This window comes from Paenibacillus sp. FSL k6-2145, from assembly GCF_037976585.1.
GTDB lineage: Bacteria > Bacillota > Bacilli > Paenibacillales > Paenibacillaceae > Paenibacillus.
In genome coordinates this window covers 1882102-1900724 of sequence record NZ_CP150267.1, presented here as the reverse complement: position 1 = coordinate 1900724, position 18623 = coordinate 1882102, and the positions used below count along the sequence as shown (strand labels likewise).

The window sequence follows — 18623 nt, the reverse complement described above, 5'->3', positions numbered from 1 at the left end:
TGTGCGGAGTAGGGCGTTCTTTTTGGTGTGAAATTTGAAATAGCACATCATCCTCAGGTTAAGTGTGCTGTAGAATCTGTAGCTTTTTGCTAAATCCGGTACTCCCGGCTGTAAAGCCCATCTGGCGATAGAATTCATGTGCAGCTTCACGTTCTGGGCGATTGCCACTGTTCAGAGACAAGGAATCCACGTTATGCGTGGCTGCCCATTGCTCAGCTTCAAGAATGAGCTGACGACCGATGCCTGAGCCCCTGAACTGGTCGTGTACAACCAATGCCAAGATACGGCAGTGTCTTCCGTTCTTTTCATATAGATAAGACGTCTGTAATCCGATCAGTCCAACTACGCGGCCTCGTGCTTCAGCAACCAGTGTAGTAAAGTTTGCGTCCGCAGAGATATGGGTATAGCGCTCTTCCATCTCGGCGTACGTGGTGGGATAACCAAGTTGGTCCATCAGAATGACCATATCTTGCAGATCGGTAGGGGAGCTATGTCTAATCGTTACATCCAGGCTCATAATGTTGTATCCTCCTTGGGTCTTTCCTTCAATGAAAGTTCAATAATGGTATCCAGCAGCTCTGCAAAAGTAATGCCTGCAGCAGCTGCACTTTTGGGCAGCAGACTGTTACGGGTAAGACCCGGCAGCGTGTTCACTTCAAGCACATACGGCATGCCTTCCCGAATCATCATATCCACGCGAGCGTAGACGCTGCATTTGAGCACCTGATAGCAGGCCAACGCCGCGGCTTCAACGCGATGGTGAAGGTCCAAAGGCAATTGCACAACCTGCTCATCGGCCCCGTGGTCATCGTATTTGGAAGCATAGTCAAAAAACTCAGCGTTCGAACGAATGGAGATCACCGGCAACATCTTACCATCCAGAATGGCACAGGTAATCTCCTCACCTTCGATATACTGTTCAATCATGACCGTATCATCCCAGGCGAGGGCAGCCTCTACAGCAGCGGGCAGGGCGGAAGCTTCCTTCACCACTTGGGTACCGATACTGGAACCGCCTGAATTCGGTTTGACCACCACGGGGTACGTTAATTGTTGAACAGCAATAGAGGACAGTTCCTCCATATGGCTCACCCGTAGCCATTCTCCGGTAAGCACACCTGCATGCTGCATGAGTTGTTTGGACATGTCTTTATCCATGCATACACTGCTTGCAAGCACACCACAGCCTGTGTAGGGAATACCCAGAGATTCTAATGTACCCTGGACCGTACCGTCTTCGCCGTATTTGCCATGCAGGGCAAGCAGTGCCACATCGATCCCCGCTGACTTGTCGATTAGATCGCGCTTGGTGTTCAGCTCAATGGGCACAACCTCGTATTTGTCTCTATTGAGATTCGCAATCATCTCCTGTCCGGTGAGCAGTGAAATATCCCGCTCTGAAGATGTACCGCCCATAATCACGCCAACTTTCATGTGAAATCCTCCTTATCTCATTTGAGCTGCTGTCTCGCCAATGATGCGAATGCCCTTGCGTATATTCTCATCGCTGACTCTGGAGAAACCCAGACGCATCGTGTTTACGCCCTGACCATGTTCCAGATAAAAGGTATCCCCTGGTGTGAACGTTACACCTTTCACTTTACAGGCCGCCAGCAGTTCACGGGTTTTGTATTCGGACGGGAACTGCACGAACAGATGCAGACCACCCGCACCGGAAATCCGGCACATTGGCAGATGCTGCTTCAGGCAACGCACAACCAATTCATATTTTCGCTTATACTCTGTACGAGCTCGCTTCAAATATTTCTCGAAATTACCGTTGCTCAGATATTGATACAATAACGATTGGTCCAGCGTGGAGGTATGGATGCTGCGTGCCCGTTTCATACTCTCCAGATAATCAATCAGCGCCGCATCCGCAATAATCCAACCTACACGCAGACCTGGGAACAGTACTTTGGAGAAGCTGCCCAGATACACCAGTCCATTGCCTTTCCCCATGCTGGCAATCAGGGGAGATACGTGGGAACCGGAATAGCGTAATTCTTCATTGAATCCGTCCTCAATGATGGGTACCTCATACTTGTTCATCAACCGGATGATCTCTACCCGTTTTGCAGGGGACGTCACAATCCCGGTTGGATTGTGATAGGAGGGCACGAGATATGCCAGATCATATGGACTTGCCTCAAGTTCATGTTCCAGTTGTTTCAAGTCCAAGCCATCCGGCTCCATGTTCACACCGGTCAGGTGGAACTGGTGCAACTTTAGATTTTTAATCGCCGTGTGGTGCGTTGGATTCTCGCAGAGCGCTTTTCCGCTTTTTTTGCGCAACGCTCCAAGCACCAGATCGAAACCTTCCGTGAATCCGTTGGTGATCAGGATGTCCTTGCCACGGAGGTCAACACCTTTGTTCTCCATATAACGTAGTAAATAGTTCATCAGCGGTCTGTATCCTTGCGCATATCCGTAATTTAGCAGTACTTCGCCTTCAAGTGACATGCGATCCAGAAAAGCCCTTTTCACGTTGTGCAGATCAAACAGCTTTTCATCCGGTGCTATGCTGGTAAACGATATCTCCCCGCGCTCTGCTCCGGAGCCATGTTTCATCAGATCGTACTGCTCTGCCTGAATGGCATACTCGCTTACCTCTGTCGTCCAGTCCAGTTTCCAGCTTGCTGCTGCCTCAGGTGTTTCGATGGAGGCACTGACGTAATTGCCCTTGCCTTTGACTGCATAGATCAGCCCTTCATCTTCAAGCTCGGCATAAGCGAGCAGGACCGTGCTGCGACTAACCTTCATGAGTGTACTGAGTTCACGGGTCGAGGGCAGCTTTTGTTTGGCTTGCAGGCCGCCTTTGAGCATCAATCGCTTCATATAATCTTTAACTTGTATATATACAGGGCGGTCCTCCGTCAATTTCAGATCGGAATACATCCCATCACTCCCTCTACTGGTATCTTGCCATATTATAAACCCAGCAGAAAGAACCACGATACCTCTGTTTCCCTGAGCGTGTGGTTGGTTGTTCGCACAAACGCAAAAAAGCCCTGGCAGTATGCCGGGGCCTGGTGGTGAAACTTGATCCATTTTCTATAGTACTGCTGCTATAATTTCTACAGTTGTATTGCATGACTAGTCTCTCTAGGATCGATAGCTATCTGACCTTCTACGTGTGTCTATTAACTTCAGTACGACTATAATTGCAGGCTTTCTAGGTGATACTTAAAATCTACAGTGAATCATGAATCTAGGTCTTTCTAGGTTTGCTTGCTGCAAGGGTCGATTAGATGATGAATCCACAATCTATAAGCTAGGGTTCTTGCTAACTGTACTCTTGTCGTGATCACATAACAGAATTCAGCATGAAAAAGATATTCAATCATAGGGTACAATAGACGGAGGTAGATATAAAGACGTATGTCTCAGTGCCCAATTTCTTCCTCATACCCCTATAGTACCACTTTGAATCAGGGAAGTTAACCTTTTTTTTGAAATATTTGTCGTAATAGCGAAAATTGCGTGAATTGTACTTCATATAGATTGAAATGGTGTCCCTTTATAATATGTGATAGGATGTAAACCTATAGATAATGAGGAAGTGAGCCTATTGATTAATATTACTGTGCCAACACCGGATGTAACCATCACAAAGCAGGTTGATCCACAGCTTAGCCACATTTATGGATTTACTGATTTTCACCTGATTACCCGGGAACTAGGCGGGATTTTCATGTTTTACAATGCCGCTGGAGAATTGTTATTTGTCGGGAAAGCACGTAAATTAAGACCACGTATCAAAAAGCATTTTGAAGACACGGTATCACCAATTAAGAATCACCGCGAGGAAGTAACAAAGATTGAAGTATGCCTGGTTGAAGATCCGGTAGATCGTGAAATTTACGAGACGTATATCATCAACACGATGCGTGCGAAATACAATGTAGATAAAGTCTTGTACAAATAAGACGCTTAAAAAGCACATGAACATGCAATGTCTGGGACATATGTCCTAAATGTTGCGCCAGTGGGTAAGGGTGTAATCGAAGGATTGCATCCGATTCCTGCTGGTGCCATCCCGATCTTTTCGAGGGAGTAGCTTGTAGAATTGAAACGTAGTAAACCCAAGCTTAGTATCACAGATATACCAAATACATATGAAGAGGTGATTGTGTTGATCGGTCGTAGCGGTAACCCTACTCTTAAAGACAGCACGTTTGAAAACAGAGGATATGGAGAAGATCGGTATCAGAATTACATGACGATCAACGGCACGGTGAACAAAGCGTTTATTACGCTGGTGATTCTGCTGGGCAGTGCGTTTGCAACATGGATGATGTTCTTTAACGGACAACAAGTGATGCCGCTCGCTTATGGCGGATTAATCGTTGGTTTCATTCTGGCACTTGTCATTTCATTCAAACCAGTAGCGGCACCGTATCTAGTACCCGTCTATGCCGTGGCAGAAGGGCTATTCCTAGGCGCACTCTCAGCAACCTATGAGTCACTGTATAACGGAATTACCTTGCAGGCGGCTCTGTTGACCATGGCTGTATTCATCGCCCTGCTGGTGGCATACAAAACCAGATTGATCAAAGCTACGGAGAACTTCAAGCTTGGGGTCGTGGCTGCAACTGGCGGTATCATGATCATGTATCTGCTGAGCTTTGTACTGAGTTTCTTCGGAATTTCGATTCCTTATCTGCATGATAACAGCTTGATCGGCATTGGTATTTCGGTCGTTATCGTCATTGTGGCTGCCCTCAATCTGGTCCTTGATTTCGACTTCATCGAGGGTGGTGCTGAAAGTGGTGCGCCCAAGTACATGGAGTGGTACGGTGCATTTGGATTGATGGTAACACTGGTATGGCTGTACATTGAGATTATCCGTTTGCTTGGCAAATTGCGGAGCCGGGATTAGTCTTATTCAATACGTCAGAGACGTAAACGGAGTGTGGATTTAAAGCTAAAAAGCTAACGCGTGTTACTCACGTCGTTAGCTTTTTTGATTAGCCTTAGCAGGATTTTCTTAATGGCGGTCTCTTACAAAATTCAACTGATTCCAACTCGTTGAGGCCCAGCACTACCTAGACTAACTCTGTATATAGATCCTCCAAGGTAATGACCTCGGGCTGGCTCGGAAGCTCTCCCCCAGCCGAACATGCCGCAAGCATATGTCCTTCATCTAGTCGCTGACTGAGAAAGAGATATGTCCCGGCCTGTCTGCAATGCCAATCTTCCCGCTCATTGGGAAGGATGGCGAAGGAATCCAGTGGCATGGACAAGCCGATACCGACTGCCTTGATATAACTTTCCTTCAGCGTCCATAGACGGTAGAAGGTTTCCAGCCACCGATCGTCAGGCTCGGCAGCCAAGAACTGGCTCTCCTTAGGAGAGAAGAAACGCTCTGCAATCTGCATGTCAATTGGAGCTATTTTTTCCACATCTACGCCCAGTTCATCTGTACTGCCAGAGATCAGAGCAATCCAATCACCAGAATGGGAGACGTTGAATTGTACATCCGAATGGTGATTGAGCGAAGGTTTGCCGTAGGAATTACGGGAAAAAGAAAGCTCAGCAGGTCTCAGTCCAGTTAATTTGCTCAAAGATACGCGAGTCAATATCTCGCCCAGCACGGAGCGATACGCGTCAGCCTGACGCACAAAACGCGAAGCCTGAGCACGTCGCTCGGCAGAAACTTGCGACAAAAAGTGGTTCCAGTACGCCTCGGGCAATACTTCTGGAACTTGGAGCACACGAATAGTTATCATCATTTATCACCTGAATACGTATTCGGCGCAGTTCAGTAACTTCCCTTTATATGGAACGTCCCCTCAACTCTTCCTCCCAAATCATCACTATACGGATGCCCCTAACAAGCAAGCCGGTTGTCTCGCTTTTCATGTTAAGGCCTCAGGTTCTGCATCTTCCTCTTCATGCTTCCTGTACTCGTTTCCATTCTATATGCGCAGACTGCACTCGCTCCCACATCTCTTGGCATTCCAGTTCGCTGTAGTTCACCAAGGGTTCATGGAATATTTCAGTTAATACGTTGCGCCACTCGGTATAATTCCGGATCTCCGTTTTCCGGATTCCTTCGATATCATGAGTTCGAAGCATACATCCACGTAGTTCATTACTGCGGATTTCATTCCGCTGACGAAGCAAAAATGCGTTATGCCAAGGTGATTCGACCGTTTGACTGTAGAATTCATGTTTGGGAATGAACTCCCCCAGATCGTGGACTACCTCGGGAGCATAGTCGACTCCTGCACTTGGCCCATTTGGCTCGTACTCAAGCCGCCATCCCCCAGCCACAACAGATGATGGCATCAATTGGTACGTGAACGGAGCTGAACCATAGGTTCCATAACGAAGTGGCAGAGGTTCAAAGGGCATTCCGCCCAGACCTACATCTACAATCCAGCGCTCAACTGTCGGGTCAGCATCCGGCAGAAGGACGGACAGACCGAGATGGAATGAGTTCACACAGGGTTGTTCCCCATGAGGCTGTACTCCCCCGCGATGCCAATCAACCGTATAACCCAGCGAGCGGAGAAGAACACTAAATGCACCATTTAGATGAAAGCAGTAGCCACTACGTCCCTGTAATATAAGTTGAATCGATTCTTGAAGACTGATTCCCGCAGGACGACCTGCAAAAATATCGACCGTTTGCCAGGATAAATATTGGACATGTGCTCGCTGGAGTTCAAATAAGAATTCCAATGTAGGTTCCTTTATATGATCTATGCCGATCCGTTTCAGATAGGCCTGTATTTCAGCTGTATTTAGTGTAACGTTCATTCAGATCACCTCACGTCATATAGTGGACTGCAGGCGATGGTTATAAAACTTCTGCTGCCCTGAGTTCATTGTAAAATTCAACGGGTGAAAACAACATGATCAGTTGAGTAGATTGTATCGGTACAATTCATAGGATAACCTTGAAAATCATCTCAAGAGATAGACATGGTTTTGATGTCATTGAAATACAATATATGGATGAGCTATTTCTTTTTCTGGGGTATGCTAACCCTTTGGAGTGGATATAGGTTAGAATATAGATAGATAGCAGGATTAGGAGATGGAAAAATGGCTAATGATGAAGTGATTTTGACACAGGAAGGCTTGGAAAAGCTGGAGGACGAACTGAGGGATTTGAAGACGGTGAAGCGTAAGGAACTGGCTGAGCGTCTGAAACTTGCGATCAGTTACGGTGACCTGAAGGAAAATAGTGAGTATCATTCAGCCAAAGATGATCAGGCCTTTATGGAGACACGGATTTTGATTCTGGAGAAGATGTTGACAAAAGCAAGAGTCATCTCTTCAGACAATATAGACTCCAACAAAGTGAGCATTGGATCGACGGTGTTGCTTAATGACATTGAGTTCGCCGAGAAGATTGAATATAAAGTGGTTGGCCCTGCCGAGGCCGATGTTGCGGATAATAAAATTTCGTACGAGAGCCCGCTGGGCAAGGAATTGATGGGCAAAGAAGTGGGCAGCGTCATTCATGTCAATGCTCCGATGGGCGTTATCAAGTACGAGTTACTTCAAATCAAAGTGTAATTCAAAAAGAGAGGTGCTCCCCAGTCATCCAAGTGGCTGAGGGGACACCTCTTTTTGATTCTATTGGGCTTTGAACGGTTGGGAATAGGGATTTGTTGAAACTTCATACGGTTGGACTAACGGACTTTATCACATACTGTGTTTAAGGAACTTATGAGATGAAGATTTCCGTGTGTTTTATATGTAAAAAAATAACATTTCGACAAATTTCGAATTTCGAATGACCTGACAAGGTGAGTAGTATATAATTACGGGAAAACTTTAAAGTGATGGAGTAGATACGATGAATTTTAGTAAGCCTAATCTAGATCAAGACAACGCTGGCAAAGGAGAACGTTTCTCCCAAGCTGGATTTATCCTGGCGGCCATTGGTAGTTCGGTTGGTCTGGGCAACATGTGGAAATTCCCGTACATTACGGGTGAGAACGGAGGGGCTGCGTTTTTCCTGCTCTTCATCGTCTGTTTGCTGCTGATTGGTCTGCCGGTGCTCCTGGCTGAACTTGCGATTGGTCGCAGTGGCAGAGGTAGTGCAGCTACGGCTTTTATCAAAGCAGGTGGACATAAGGGCTGGCTCGCAGCCGGATTGCTGCAAGTATTGACGCCGTTTATCATCCTGTCCTTTTATGTCATTATTGCGGGCTGGACATTGCAATATGCAATTACGTCATTCAGTGGAACATTGTTCAACAATCCGGATTATGCGGGACAGTTCAATTCCTTCATAGGCGGTTATATGCCGATCGTGTGGCAACTGGTTTCAGTTCTGATCACAGGCTGGATTGTTGCCAAAGGCGTATCTAACGGAATCGAGAAGTTTAACAAGGTACTGATTCCAGCGATGTTGGTACTGCTCATTATCCTGATGATTCGTGCAGTTACATTGCCGGGTGCAGGAGCTGGGGTATCCTTCTTCCTGAATCCGGACTTCTCACAGCTTACAACGGAATCCGCACTGGTTGCGCTTGGACATGCCTTCTTCTCCCTGTCACTGGGGATGGGTATTCTTGTAACCTACGGTTCGTATGTAGATAAAAATCAATCCCTCGGTGCGGCAACTGTCGCCGTCGGTGCAGGTGACCTGATCTATGCATTCATTGCGGGTCTGATCATCTTCCCAACAACATTCTCATTTGGTATTGCACCGGACCAAGGACCGTCACTGATCTTTGTGGCACTTCCGGCGGCCTTCTCGGCGATGCCACTTGGCTTCTTGTTTGGCGGACTGTTCTTCATCCTGTTGGCTATTGCGGCATTGACGTCAGCAGTATCCTTGCTGGAAGTTCCGGTGAAATATTTCATGGAACGTTTGTCCTGGAGCCGCAGTCGTGCGGTATGGGTTATTTCGCTAGCGGTATTCATCGTGGGACTTCCTTCGGTATTGTCGCTCGGCTTGCAGCCTGAATGGACGATTGGATCGAAGAGTGTGTTCGACTGGATGGACTTTGTAGCATCCAACATCCTGCTGCCTGTAGGTGGATTGCTTGTGACGATTTTTGCCGGGTACTTCTGGAAAACGGCTGCGGAAGCTTCCGGCCTGCGTTCCGGATGGTTCCGGGTGTGGCTGTTCATGCTGCGTTACGTAGCTCCGATCCTGGTTCTGCTGGTTCTACTGCACACATCCGGTATCATTCACTTCTAATGGTGAAGGCCCGAAGGGTTAAATATGGTCTGTTGTGCAGATTTACCATGGATAAAACCTCTTGGAAGAAATGCAAAAGCCCTTGTTTTCCCTCGTCAATTTTGGGACAATACGGAGTAGAGGTTTTTTGGGTAGGACCGATAAGCCATATGCTTTTTTGCGAAAAGAGGATTATACAATGAACAAATCATCCATATATGGATTAACATTAGAGCAATTACGTTCCTGGCTGCCGGAGCATGGGCAGAAGAAATCCCGTGCATCCCGGATCTGGGAGTGGTTATATCAGGAGCGTGTACACGATTTTCCGGCAATGTCCGACGTCCGTCAAGAATGTCTGGATGTACTTTCCGAACATTTCACCATGAACTCTCTTAGCGAACATGTGAAGCAGGAATCGGCAGATGGTACCGTGAAGTTTTTGCTTCGGATGCAGGACGGCAACCTGATTGAGACAGTATTGATGCGGCAAAAATACGGGCTTACCGTCTGTGTGACCACACAAGTGGGCTGTAACATTGGCTGTAGCTTCTGTGCGAGCGGTCTGATCAAGAAGAGCCGAGACCTGACCGCTGGCGAGATTGTGGAACAGATTATGCATGTGCAGCGACATTTGGATGCAGCCGGTCAAGACGAGCGGGTGACCAACGTGGTGGTGATGGGGATTGGCGAACCATTCGACAACTTCCAGCACATGAGTGATTTCATCGAAGTCATCAAGGATCGTAAAGGACTGGCACTTGCCGCCAAACGGATTACTGTATCCACGAGTGGCCTTCCGGACAAAATCAAGGAATTTGCAGACAGCAGTCTGCAAGTTAACCTGGCAATCTCTCTGCATGCACCTAATAATGAACTGCGTACACACATCATGAAGATCAACCGGGCTTTCCCGATTGAGCAATTGATGGATGCAGTGGATTATTATCTGGCTACAACGAACAAACGCATCATGTTTGAGTACATTCTGTTACGTGATGTTAACGATCAACGTGAGCATGCCGCGGAGTTGGCTGAACTGTTGTCCAGTCGCAGAAGTATGGTCAGTGTGAATCTGATCCCATACAACCCGGTGGATGAGCACAGTCAGTATCAACGGAGTACAGAAGAATCGATTCTGGGTTTCTATGATACGCTCAAAAAGAACAACATCAACTCCACTGTACGTATGGAACATGGTACGGATATCGATGCTGCTTGCGGACAGCTGCGCAGTAAACAAATGAAGAACAACGCTGCCGAATCTGAGCCAGACCGTCTGGCATTGGGATAAGACACAACGCGGAGCTGGCAAGTAAAGTTAGGATACTTGGTTGCTCTAGTAGGTGCCTCTACGTGCCATTTACCGTTGTTGGGTTGCGAATGCGTTGCCTGGTCTTAATGCAAAACGCCTCTGTATATCACTGAGAAGTGATAACGGAGGCGTTTTTTGGAGTTTCATTATTTCAGTTTTTTGGTCATCATCAGATGGGGGATGCCGTCTTCCATAAATACTTCCGAAGCGGGTGCATATCCGAGACGTTCGTAGAACCCGGAAGCTTGTACCTGTGCATGCAGCTTCGCTTTCTCAAGTCCTTCGGCAACAGCCATCTGCTCCAGCTTGTCGATCAGCACACGGCCCAGGCCGTGTTTGCGGTAATCGAGCATGACGCAGATCCGTTCCAATTTGGCGACCTGTTCCACAATGCGCAGTCTGGAGGAAGCAGCAGGCACACCGTCTACGTAGAGCAGAATGTGGCGTGCCTCCGCGTCTAATGTATCATAAGCATCGAATTCATCCGCTGCGGGTACGCCTTGTTCTTCGACAAAAATAGCAGTTCGAATGGCGAAGCAGGCATCGAGCAATTCCTGATTATTAACTTCAACAATCTTTGTATTCATGAATGTTTCTCCTTTGGACGATAGTAATCATATCCGGGCATGATAAACTGGTATATAGCATAATCATTGCAGCCGTTCCATGTGAGTATCTTGGTTAAAATTTAATCCAATTTAACTGTAGTTATATCACTATTTATGTTGTGAATGCAACAATTTTATAAAAGGGCGTGAGCGCATTGACTGATAAAAAAGAAGTGTTGCGTGAAATTGGCATGATTGCCCGCTGTCTGGATTCGATCAGCAATGTCGAATTTCAACATCTGAACTTGTCCCGAGGCCAATATCTGTATCTTTATCGCATATGTGAGAATCCGGGCATTATTCCCAACCAGCTGGCTGAACTAATCAAAGTAGATCGAACGACAGCGGCCAGAGCGATTAGCAAACTCGAATCCGATGGATTTATTGTCAAACAGTCGGCAATAGACAATAAGAAGAACAAGTTGTTATATCCGACAGAAGCTGGCCTGAAAGCATGGGAATTCATTCGTAAAGAGGGCGAGCATTCCGACCAGGTGACGCTGGACGGCTTTACGGATGAAGATATAGAGACCGCGGTTAAGCTTCTCCGCCGAATGCGCCACAACATCGAGGTAGACTGGAAATTTGTCAAAAAGGGCGGACGGCGGTCCTACATGGATATCTTAGAATGAACAATACCTCTATCCTTGACCCCTACATCCCAGACCCTAGCCGAACCGATCTCAAGGAGCAGAGTCATTATCTCACAATAGCAAAAATACAGGAGGGAATCATGAAGAGAATGAACCGGAAAACAGTAACGTGGTTGGTCATATTGGTGGTCAGTATTGCAGCAGCGTTCATTATTTTCATGAAGGAGCGGTTCGTGATGAATGAATTATCCCCTACAGTATCCTTTGTCCAAGATCATATGACCAATCCCAATGGTTTACTTGCGTCCTATTTGCAGGATGCCACATCCGAAAAAGCGGATATCGTAGCAGGCAGAGAGGTTTTATCTGAATCACTTGGTCTTTGGATGCAATATGCTGTAGCCAAGAACGATCAGGCGTTATTTGAGCAAAGCTATGAGCTGCTGACGACCTATTTCCTCATGCCGCAAAAATATATTGCCTGGAAGCTGGATGCTGAGGGAAAATCTCACGTGACCACTAACGCGCTCGGTGATGATTTCCGAATTGTAGGTGCCTTATTAAAGGCAGCAGATCAATGGCAACAGGGAAGAGAAGCCAAACTGGCAACGGCCTCGGATATTTCCCGTACACTGACGCAGTCGGTTCAGAATAAAGGATATTATGTTGATTTTCACGATTTTGGCAACGGTTACTCCGCGGATATGTTAAGCCTGGTTTATGTGGATCTACCGTCTCTCCAATTAATGGAGAAGCATGAAATGCTGGAGCCGGGCACATATGCCAAGTACGAATCCATGTTGAAGAGTATGCCGGATGACGGGATATTTTATCCGAAAACATTCAATGTGGGGACGAAAGAGTATACATATGATGACACAGTGAATCTGATTGATCAGCTGATCGTAGCGAACCATCTAACTGCGACCAGCCGCAAACCGGACAAGCTCATTGCTTTTTTGAAAAAAGAATTCAATACCCGTCATCAGCTGCCGGGACAATATAAGCGTAGTACTCGCACACCTGCGGTATCTTACCAATCTCCATCCGTATATGGACTCGCGATACTGCTTGCAGTTCAATCAGGTGATCCAAAATGGGCGAAACAGCTGTATAAGCATATGATCAGCATGCGTAGTCTGGATGCCAGTTATCCAGGCGGATATGTATTTAGTGGAAACACACATATGTTTGATAACCTGTTTCCTTTGCTTGGGGAGACTGAATTACAAAAGTTACTTAAAAAGTAATAAAAATGTCGTTTAATATATTCAACTATGTGTTAACATAATGTTTGTCTATTCATGTCATATATTGTTTACTCGAAATATCACTAACCAATCTACTGGAGAGAAGAAACCTATGAGGAATAAAGCACCCATCCTTCGTATTGCATGGGGATATGCGAGTTTGATTGGATTAGCCGTAATCCAGCAGCTCGTTGTCTATCTTAAGATTTATATGAATCAGAGTTATACTACACTGGATGTGGTGTTTAGCATTGTGTCGCTTGCAGCGCTGATCCTGGGTTTTGTGATACCTGTCGGGGTATCTGTCGTCGCCGGATTTATCTATCTGGTCTCTTATTTTGTATGGCTTGTTACCTACGCGGATGTAAGTGTACTTACGTTCTCTTGGTGGCTGCTCATTCCAGCCAATGTGGCTGTGGCTGCTTTTATCAAGGCAAGTCTTGTGCGCAATGCGCGTGTCATGGAGCGTCTGCAGGAGCTTCAGGAGCGTAATCCGGAGATTGATCTGGATACCTCTCTGGGCAATAAGGATGCACTTGCGGATACGCTTGTTAAGCAAAGTAATCTAGCCAGACGTTATTCGGAGCAATATGGATTCAGCATGGCGATGTTCAAGATCGAGTTTTTGCCGTTGGTACTGGAATCTCTCGGTTCCCTACGTTATGCACAGTTCCTTCTTGAACTATCCACTACCATACAGAAGCAGATTCGGTTTGAGGATTATAAATTTTTTGTGGATCGAGGACGTTTTGTGATTATCTGTCCAATGACCAATGTGGAGTACTTGCCCATCCTGACACAACGGATCAAAAAAGCCATGATGGATCTGCAAATCATCGATAAAAAGGGAAATGAGTTGCAGACGGTTATTCGATCGGGTGCACTGGTATTCCAGAAGGAACAATTCAGTAAGTATGAGGATATCGATGCTGTTATTGCGGCACTGGAACGGAACACAGAGACAGATCTCATTGGTGAATACATCTAGATGCTATGGGGGAGGAGTATTTCTGTGAATTATTTAACATGGTTTGTTCCATTATGTATTGTAGTTAGCAGTTTCTTTGCCATTACGATTCTTATATTAACCTTTGCGACTCTTCGTTTTCGAGGGAAAATTAACAGGAAATATGATCGGAGGAAATTGAATGGCTGATTTCCTGCTGTTGATGTCCATCCTCAGTATTTGGATATCCGTCACCGAGTCGATTGTCATTATGGCTGGAGCTATCCGTTTCATTAACAAACAAGAAAAAAAGGGAATTCAAATTCCTGAAAGTATGGATGATTACCCCACTGTGACTGTCATGGTGCCTGCGCATAATGAAGGGGTAGTTATCGTGTCTACCGTTGAGCATATATTGCGTCTGAACTACCCTGAGCATAAAGTTCAAGTTATTGTTATTGCAGATAATTGTACAGATAATACAGCAGAGCGCCTGAAGGAACTCAAGGCCAAGACGAGTTATGCAGATCGTGACTTTACCATTCTGGAGCGTACCGGTACAGGTGGGAAGTCGGGAGCTTTGAATGATGGCCTTGAACTGGCGTGGGGAGAATGGATATGTATCTATGACGCAGATGCGGCGCCTGAGCGGAATGCATTAATGTTTTTGACACAAAAAGCATTGGAAAACCCGGAGAAGTATGGTGCTGTATTTGGTCGAAACAAAGCTCGTAATCGGGGTCAGAATTTTCTCTCCCGTTGCATTAATCTGGAACTTGTAACGGTCCAACGTGTTCACCATACGGGGCTATGGGAGTTATTCAAACTGGGCACGATTCCTGGTACGAACTATATTATCAAGGCAGCACTGATCCGTGAGATTGGTGGATGGGACCCTGATGCGATCACGGAAGATACGGCCGTGTCGTTTGATATTCTTACTCGGGGTCAGCTTATTGCATTAGCGCCACAAGCAGAGGCTTACCAGCAGGAACCTGAGCAATTATCGGTATATATGAAACAGCGCCAGCGCTGGTCCAAGGGAAATTACCAGGTTGTTATCGACAATGTGAAGCATTTATTTGACCGTACTAGCTGGAGAATTAAACTGCATGTTCTGTACTATGCTGCAAGTTATTTCTGGTTTATGATCGCTATTATTGTATCGGATATTATTTTTGTCTCGAATCTAGTGTATCAGGTTATTGCATTATTTAATCCGAATGTCATTTCTCCCTTCCAGTTCTCAGGGGATGTTTACGTGTATCTCGTAATAGCATGGGCATTAATGTACTACATTTATGTACTACAAATTAATCTCGCACTCTCAGCAGACATTGGGCAAAGCAATACGCAGAATTTTATTGTGGCCTGCCTCTCCTATTTCACATATGCCCAGTTATTTCTGGTCATATCCGTCAAAGCATTTATCTCGCTTATTGGAGATAAGCTATTCCGGAGAGAAACCAAATGGTACAAAACGCAGCGTTTTGGCTGAGAAACATCAACTTATAAACGAAGGGCTGTTTTCTGGATTCGTTCAGAAGGCAGTCTTTTTTACTATGGAAAGATTGGTTGGCATTATGTATACTCTTTCAGGCTGTACATATTGAACGTTGCATAAAGGAAACGGAGGCGTGTGGAATGGGCTACAGGGGACCTGAGTTTTACGATAATGAGGAAAACTTTGAGAAGTATATGGAACGCCGCCAGTGGCAGGAGAATGCCAATGATACGTTAGAGAAACCCGTTATGCTAGAGCTGATCGGAGACGTTGCGGGCAAGAGCATACTGGATCTTGGCTGCGGGGATGCGAGGTTTGGCGTAGAATTGCTCCGTTCTGGTCAAGAGGGTACAACTTACACGGGAGTTGAAGGTTCACTGAATATGGTGCGGGCAGCTAACGAATCGGTTAAAGGCACGAATGCACAGATTGAACAGGCATTCATGGAAGACTGGACCTATCCGGCAGGTACATACGATCTGGTTATATCCCGACTGGCTATTCACTATATCGAGGATGTGGAGAGCCTGTTCCACAAGATATATAACACGTTAAATGAAAATGGCACATTCATATTCTCGGTAGAACATCCTGTGATCACATCCACACTGCAACCTTCCGGGACGCGAACGGATTGGGTGGTTGATCAGTATTTTGTGGAAGGATTTCGGGAGCAGCAATGGCTGGGTGGTTCTGTGAAAAAGATGCATCGGTCCATTGAATCGTACTTTATGGCACTGCAGCGGGCAGGGTTCCATGTAGAACATTTACGCGAGTCGGCACCACAACGTGCTTATTTTGTAAACGAGGAAACCTATCTGCGCAGGCAGCGTATTCCATTGTTCCTGTTCCTGGCTGCCCGGAAATAGATAGTGATAAAGCGTATAGATAAATAGAAGGACATAACTAAGTTATACTCATAAATTAGAAAGTTCTACACAGAAAACGGTGGATAACACTAGATATAGCAGTTAAAAGCCCGAAATCTATCCACATGTGGATAAGATATTGGGCTTTTACTGTTAAGTTTCTTCACCTATGTTACGTTTGCTGTGTATAACCATGCGATTATGAATCCGCCGCAGCTCTAACATACACACGTTCCCCGTGTCGATCAACTTCCACAGGTGCCTCGAAGAAGTTGCTCAGCACTTCCGTGTTCATCAGTTCACTAGTTAATCCGCTATTCACGATTTCACCTCTACGTAGCAAGAGGCTGTGACCGAACACTGGCAATATTTCCTCGGTATGGTGGGTGACGTAGATGAGTGAAGGGGTGTCTGGACGCTGTGATAATTCACGAATGCTGTCCAGCAATCGCTCTCTTGAGAACAGATCCAGTCCATTGCAAGGCTCGTCCAGAATAAGTACGCGCGGATTGGCCATGAGTGCTCGGGCAATAAGAAGTTTCTGTTTCTCCCCTTGAGAACAGGTACGATATTCCCGATCCCACAGGTGCTGACAGCCCAGCGTTTGCATCAATTGTTTTGCCTGTTCCAGATCATCCTCCGATAGCTTGTCATACAAGCCAATGGTGGCGTGTTTGCCACTGATCACGACATACTGTGTGCGATCCGTACCGTACAATTTCTCTTGCAGAGACGAACTGACCCAGCCGATGGATTTGCGGAGCTGCCTCAGATCCACATCACCATATTCATGGCCTAACACGGATATCTTGCCTTCGGTCGGCCAGAGATACCCGGTGATCATGTTCAAGAGTGTTGTTTTGCCGGAGCCATTCAGGCCAAGCAACGCCCAGTGTTCACCATCCTTAACCTGCCAGCTCACATCGTTCAGCAGGGTAAGTGGTCCCCTTTTCCAAGTGACATGTTGTACATCAATAATCATGCGTTATTCCTTCCTTCTGTTATCCTCGAGTGTCCTAGGTGTATTGTAGTCACAAAACGAAAGAGGTTTCAACGGTTATCACGCTGTTCTTGGTTGGTCCTTGCGCAGAAATACAGCACACACACCAAGCAGTGGCAAAAACGAACATAACTTGATAACAAACGCAATGCTGGTCACGTCAATTAAGGACCCCAGCACAACCGAGCCAAGTCCAGCCATGCCGAACGATAGGCCAAAAAACAATCCGGATACCGTTCCAATATGACGAGGAAGCAATTCCTGCGCATAAACAATGATGACGCTGAAGCCGGACATCAGGATGAGTCCAATCATTCCGCATAATACCATGGACAAGACGGGTCCCGCATAAGGTAGCAACAGGGAAAACGGTGCAGTGCCTGCAATGGAGAACCAGATCATCGGTTTGCGTCCGTAGCGGTCAGCGAGTGGGCCGCCGAGCAAGGTTCCGACCATACCTGCAAATTGCAAAATAAACAGACAGATCTGTGCCTGGGAGAGAGGCAAGTTATATGCATCGGCGTAATAGAAGGCGTAGTACCCGGTCATGCCTGCAATATATACGAATTTGGAGAACAGCAGCAGGATGAGGATACCCATGGTAAAAGCGATGAATCCTCTGCTCACAGGCCGAGTTACTGGCTCTGCGCCGCTTGATTTTAGAGGCTGTTGCTGACGAATGCGAGTCTCGGCAAGCTTGTCTCTGTACCAACGACTGACAAAAGACTGAATGAAGATACCGATCAGGGCAAAGCCCATCAGCCATAGAAAACTACGCTGCCCATGTGGCAGCAGGATGAAGGCGACCAGTAATGGAGCAATAGCCTGTCCTGTGTTGCCTCCCACCTGGAAGATCGACTGCGCCATTCCACGTCCACGACCGGCTGCCATATGAGCCACGCGTGAGGATTCGGGGTGGAGGATGGATGAGCCTATGCCAATCAATGCTGCCGCAACAAGCAGCATCCATAACTCGGAAGACAAGGCTAAGCCGAGAACACCGATCAGGGAGAATAACATACCTCCGGGAAGCAGGATCGGCATTGGCTTGCGGTCTGACATATAACCGACCAGTGGCTGAAGGACGGATGCGGTAATATTCAGGGTGAAGGCAATCCAGCCCATCTGGGCGAAACTGAGCTGCATGGTCTGCTGGAATAGCGGGAATGCAGACGGAACGACTGTCTGCATCGCATCATTTAGCAGATGGGCGAAGCTGACTCCGGCAAGTGCCCAATTGGCGGAGGAGTTGATTTGCATTTTGCTTAAAGTGGCCTGAGCCATGGGAGATCACCTCGAATTATTTTTTTCAATGATAAAAGATGGGGGCAGATCGTGTCTTTGTGAAAAGTGCTTGGAAAGTGAGCACAATTTGCTATAATGTCAG

At 46.6% G+C, this 18623-nt stretch carries 18 protein-coding genes; 10 read left to right on the top strand and 8 right to left on the bottom strand.

All coding sequences use genetic code 11. The features are described 5' to 3' along the window. Positions 1 to 58: 58 nt before the first annotated feature. Genes NZ043_RS08335 through NZ043_RS08325 form a run of 3 tightly spaced genes read right to left on the bottom strand, consistent with a single transcriptional unit; the run spans position 59 to position 2898 of the window. Positions 59 to 517 carry a GNAT family N-acetyltransferase gene (locus NZ043_RS08335; protein WP_339311416.1) on the bottom strand — a complete coding sequence of 153 codons (459 nt, stop codon included), beginning with the start codon at positions 515 to 517 and terminating at the stop codon, positions 59 to 61. Continuing rightward, on the bottom strand, positions 514 to 1434 hold the full coding sequence (locus NZ043_RS08330) for a D-alanine--D-alanine ligase (protein WP_339311415.1): 921 nt from the start codon (positions 1432 to 1434) through the stop codon (positions 514 to 516). Before NZ043_RS08330 ends, NZ043_RS08335 begins: the two co-directional genes overlap by 4 nt. Before the next feature lie 12 nt (positions 1435 to 1446). Beyond that, the gene (locus tag NZ043_RS08325; RefSeq protein ID WP_249913064.1) at positions 1447 to 2898 is read right to left on the bottom strand and encodes a PLP-dependent aminotransferase family protein; all 1452 of its coding nucleotides are present in this window, start codon (positions 2896 to 2898) and stop codon (positions 1447 to 1449) included. Between the two features lie 673 nt (positions 2899 to 3571). Between NZ043_RS08325 and NZ043_RS08320 the strand changes: the two genes are divergently transcribed. Next, the gene (locus tag NZ043_RS08320) at positions 3572 to 3928 is read left to right on the top strand and encodes a nucleotide excision repair endonuclease (protein WP_076213814.1); all 357 of its coding nucleotides are present in this window, start codon (positions 3572 to 3574) and stop codon (positions 3926 to 3928) included. 207 nt (positions 3929 to 4135) lie between these two features. Then, positions 4136 to 4882, top strand: a complete 747-nt coding sequence (locus NZ043_RS08315) for a Bax inhibitor-1/YccA family protein (protein WP_339312696.1) — start codon at positions 4136 to 4138, stop codon at positions 4880 to 4882. Positions 4883 to 5048: 166 nt separating this feature from the next. On the opposite strand, the gene NZ043_RS08310 is transcribed toward NZ043_RS08315, so the two are convergent. Next, on the bottom strand, positions 5049 to 5735 hold the full coding sequence (locus NZ043_RS08310) for a 4'-phosphopantetheinyl transferase superfamily protein (protein WP_133386305.1): 687 nt from the start codon (positions 5733 to 5735) through the stop codon (positions 5049 to 5051). 160 nt (positions 5736 to 5895) lie between these two features. Then, positions 5896 to 6768, bottom strand: a complete 873-nt coding sequence (locus NZ043_RS08305) for an arylamine N-acetyltransferase (protein WP_339311412.1) — start codon at positions 6766 to 6768, stop codon at positions 5896 to 5898. 288 nt (positions 6769 to 7056) lie between these two features. Between NZ043_RS08305 and greA the strand changes: the two genes are divergently transcribed. The 3 genes from greA to rlmN all read left to right on the top strand — a co-directional run bounded on the left by greA (position 7057) and on the right by rlmN (position 10445). Beyond that, the gene (gene greA, locus NZ043_RS08300) at positions 7057 to 7533 is read left to right on the top strand and encodes a transcription elongation factor GreA (protein ID WP_062836673.1); all 477 of its coding nucleotides are present in this window, start codon (positions 7057 to 7059) and stop codon (positions 7531 to 7533) included. A gap of 283 nt (positions 7534 to 7816) precedes the next feature. After that, on the top strand, positions 7817 to 9172 hold the full coding sequence (locus NZ043_RS08295; protein ID WP_091035609.1) for a sodium-dependent transporter: 1356 nt from the start codon (positions 7817 to 7819) through the stop codon (positions 9170 to 9172). A 178-nt stretch (positions 9173 to 9350) separates the two neighbouring features. Beyond that, positions 9351 to 10445 (top strand): 23S rRNA (adenine(2503)-C(2))-methyltransferase RlmN, encoded by a 1095-nt coding sequence (rlmN, locus tag NZ043_RS08290; protein ID WP_076329217.1) that lies wholly within the window; start codon positions 9351 to 9353, stop codon positions 10443 to 10445. A gap of 167 nt (positions 10446 to 10612) precedes the next feature. Here rlmN and NZ043_RS08285 read toward each other — a convergent pair whose 3' ends face one another. Next, positions 10613 to 11053 carry a GNAT family N-acetyltransferase gene (locus NZ043_RS08285; RefSeq protein WP_133386303.1) on the bottom strand — a complete coding sequence of 147 codons (441 nt, stop codon included), beginning with the start codon at positions 11051 to 11053 and terminating at the stop codon, positions 10613 to 10615. Between the two features lie 212 nt (positions 11054 to 11265). Between NZ043_RS08285 and NZ043_RS08280 the strand changes: the two genes are divergently transcribed. The 5 genes from NZ043_RS08280 (at position 11266) to NZ043_RS08260 (ending at position 16236) form a co-directional block, all read left to right on the top strand. Further along, positions 11266 to 11706: a MarR family transcriptional regulator gene (locus NZ043_RS08280; protein ID WP_133386437.1), complete on the top strand. Its 441-nt coding sequence runs from the start codon at positions 11266 to 11268 to the stop codon at positions 11704 to 11706. A 101-nt stretch (positions 11707 to 11807) separates the two neighbouring features. After that, entirely contained in the window at positions 11808 to 12917 is a 1110-nt protein-coding gene (locus NZ043_RS08275; RefSeq protein WP_133386302.1) for a glycosyl hydrolase family 8, read from the top strand. Positions 12918 to 13029: 112 nt separating this feature from the next. Further along, entirely contained in the window at positions 13030 to 13905 is an 876-nt protein-coding gene (locus NZ043_RS08270; RefSeq protein ID WP_133386301.1) for a diguanylate cyclase, read from the top strand. Positions 13906 to 14065: 160 nt separating this feature from the next. Next, complete coding sequence (locus NZ043_RS08265) at positions 14066 to 15361, top strand: glycosyltransferase (protein ID WP_036612238.1); 1296 nt, start codon at positions 14066 to 14068, stop codon at positions 15359 to 15361. A gap of 146 nt (positions 15362 to 15507) precedes the next feature. Beyond that, positions 15508 to 16236, top strand: a complete 729-nt coding sequence (locus NZ043_RS08260; RefSeq protein WP_339311407.1) for a class I SAM-dependent methyltransferase — start codon at positions 15508 to 15510, stop codon at positions 16234 to 16236. A gap of 199 nt (positions 16237 to 16435) precedes the next feature. Here NZ043_RS08260 and NZ043_RS08255 read toward each other — a convergent pair whose 3' ends face one another. Continuing rightward, complete coding sequence (locus NZ043_RS08255) at positions 16436 to 17218, bottom strand: ABC transporter ATP-binding protein (protein WP_339311405.1); 783 nt, start codon at positions 17216 to 17218, stop codon at positions 16436 to 16438. A 78-nt stretch (positions 17219 to 17296) separates the two neighbouring features. Then, positions 17297 to 18520: an MFS transporter gene (locus tag NZ043_RS08250; protein ID WP_133386298.1), complete on the bottom strand. Its 1224-nt coding sequence runs from the start codon at positions 18518 to 18520 to the stop codon at positions 17297 to 17299. Between the last annotated feature and the right edge of the window lie 103 nt (positions 18521 to 18623).

Excerpts from the sequence above, each read along its gene's own strand:
- NZ043_RS08335 (WP_339311416.1), bottom strand. The coding sequence starts at position 517 with ATGAGCCTGGATGTAACGATTAGACATAGCTCCCCTACCGATCTGCAA.
- NZ043_RS08330 (WP_339311415.1), bottom strand. The coding sequence starts at position 1,434 with ATGAAAGTTGGCGTGATTATGGGCGGTACATCTTCAGAGCGGGATATT.
- NZ043_RS08325 (WP_249913064.1), bottom strand. The coding sequence starts at position 2,898 with ATGTATTCCGATCTGAAATTGACGGAGGACCGCCCTGTATATATACAA.
- NZ043_RS08310 (WP_133386305.1), bottom strand. The coding sequence starts at position 5,735 with ATGATGATAACTATTCGTGTGCTCCAAGTTCCAGAAGTATTGCCCGAG.
- NZ043_RS08305 (WP_339311412.1), bottom strand. The coding sequence starts at position 6,768 with ATGAACGTTACACTAAATACAGCTGAAATACAGGCCTATCTGAAACGG.
- greA (WP_062836673.1), top strand. The coding sequence starts at position 7,057 with ATGGCTAATGATGAAGTGATTTTGACACAGGAAGGCTTGGAAAAGCTG.
- NZ043_RS08295 (WP_091035609.1), top strand. The coding sequence starts at position 7,817 with ATGAATTTTAGTAAGCCTAATCTAGATCAAGACAACGCTGGCAAAGGA.
- rlmN (WP_076329217.1), top strand. The coding sequence starts at position 9,351 with ATGAACAAATCATCCATATATGGATTAACATTAGAGCAATTACGTTCC.
- NZ043_RS08285 (WP_133386303.1), bottom strand. The coding sequence starts at position 11,053 with ATGAATACAAAGATTGTTGAAGTTAATAATCAGGAATTGCTCGATGCC.
- NZ043_RS08280 (WP_133386437.1), top strand. The coding sequence starts at position 11,266 with ATGATTGCCCGCTGTCTGGATTCGATCAGCAATGTCGAATTTCAACAT.
- NZ043_RS08275 (WP_133386302.1), top strand. The coding sequence starts at position 11,808 with ATGAAGAGAATGAACCGGAAAACAGTAACGTGGTTGGTCATATTGGTG.
- NZ043_RS08270 (WP_133386301.1), top strand. The coding sequence starts at position 13,030 with ATGAGGAATAAAGCACCCATCCTTCGTATTGCATGGGGATATGCGAGT.
- NZ043_RS08265 (WP_036612238.1), top strand. The coding sequence starts at position 14,066 with ATGGCTGATTTCCTGCTGTTGATGTCCATCCTCAGTATTTGGATATCC.
- NZ043_RS08260 (WP_339311407.1), top strand. The coding sequence starts at position 15,508 with ATGGGCTACAGGGGACCTGAGTTTTACGATAATGAGGAAAACTTTGAG.
- NZ043_RS08255 (WP_339311405.1), bottom strand. The coding sequence starts at position 17,218 with ATGATTATTGATGTACAACATGTCACTTGGAAAAGGGGACCACTTACC.
- NZ043_RS08250 (WP_133386298.1), bottom strand. The coding sequence starts at position 18,520 with ATGGCTCAGGCCACTTTAAGCAAAATGCAAATCAACTCCTCCGCCAAT.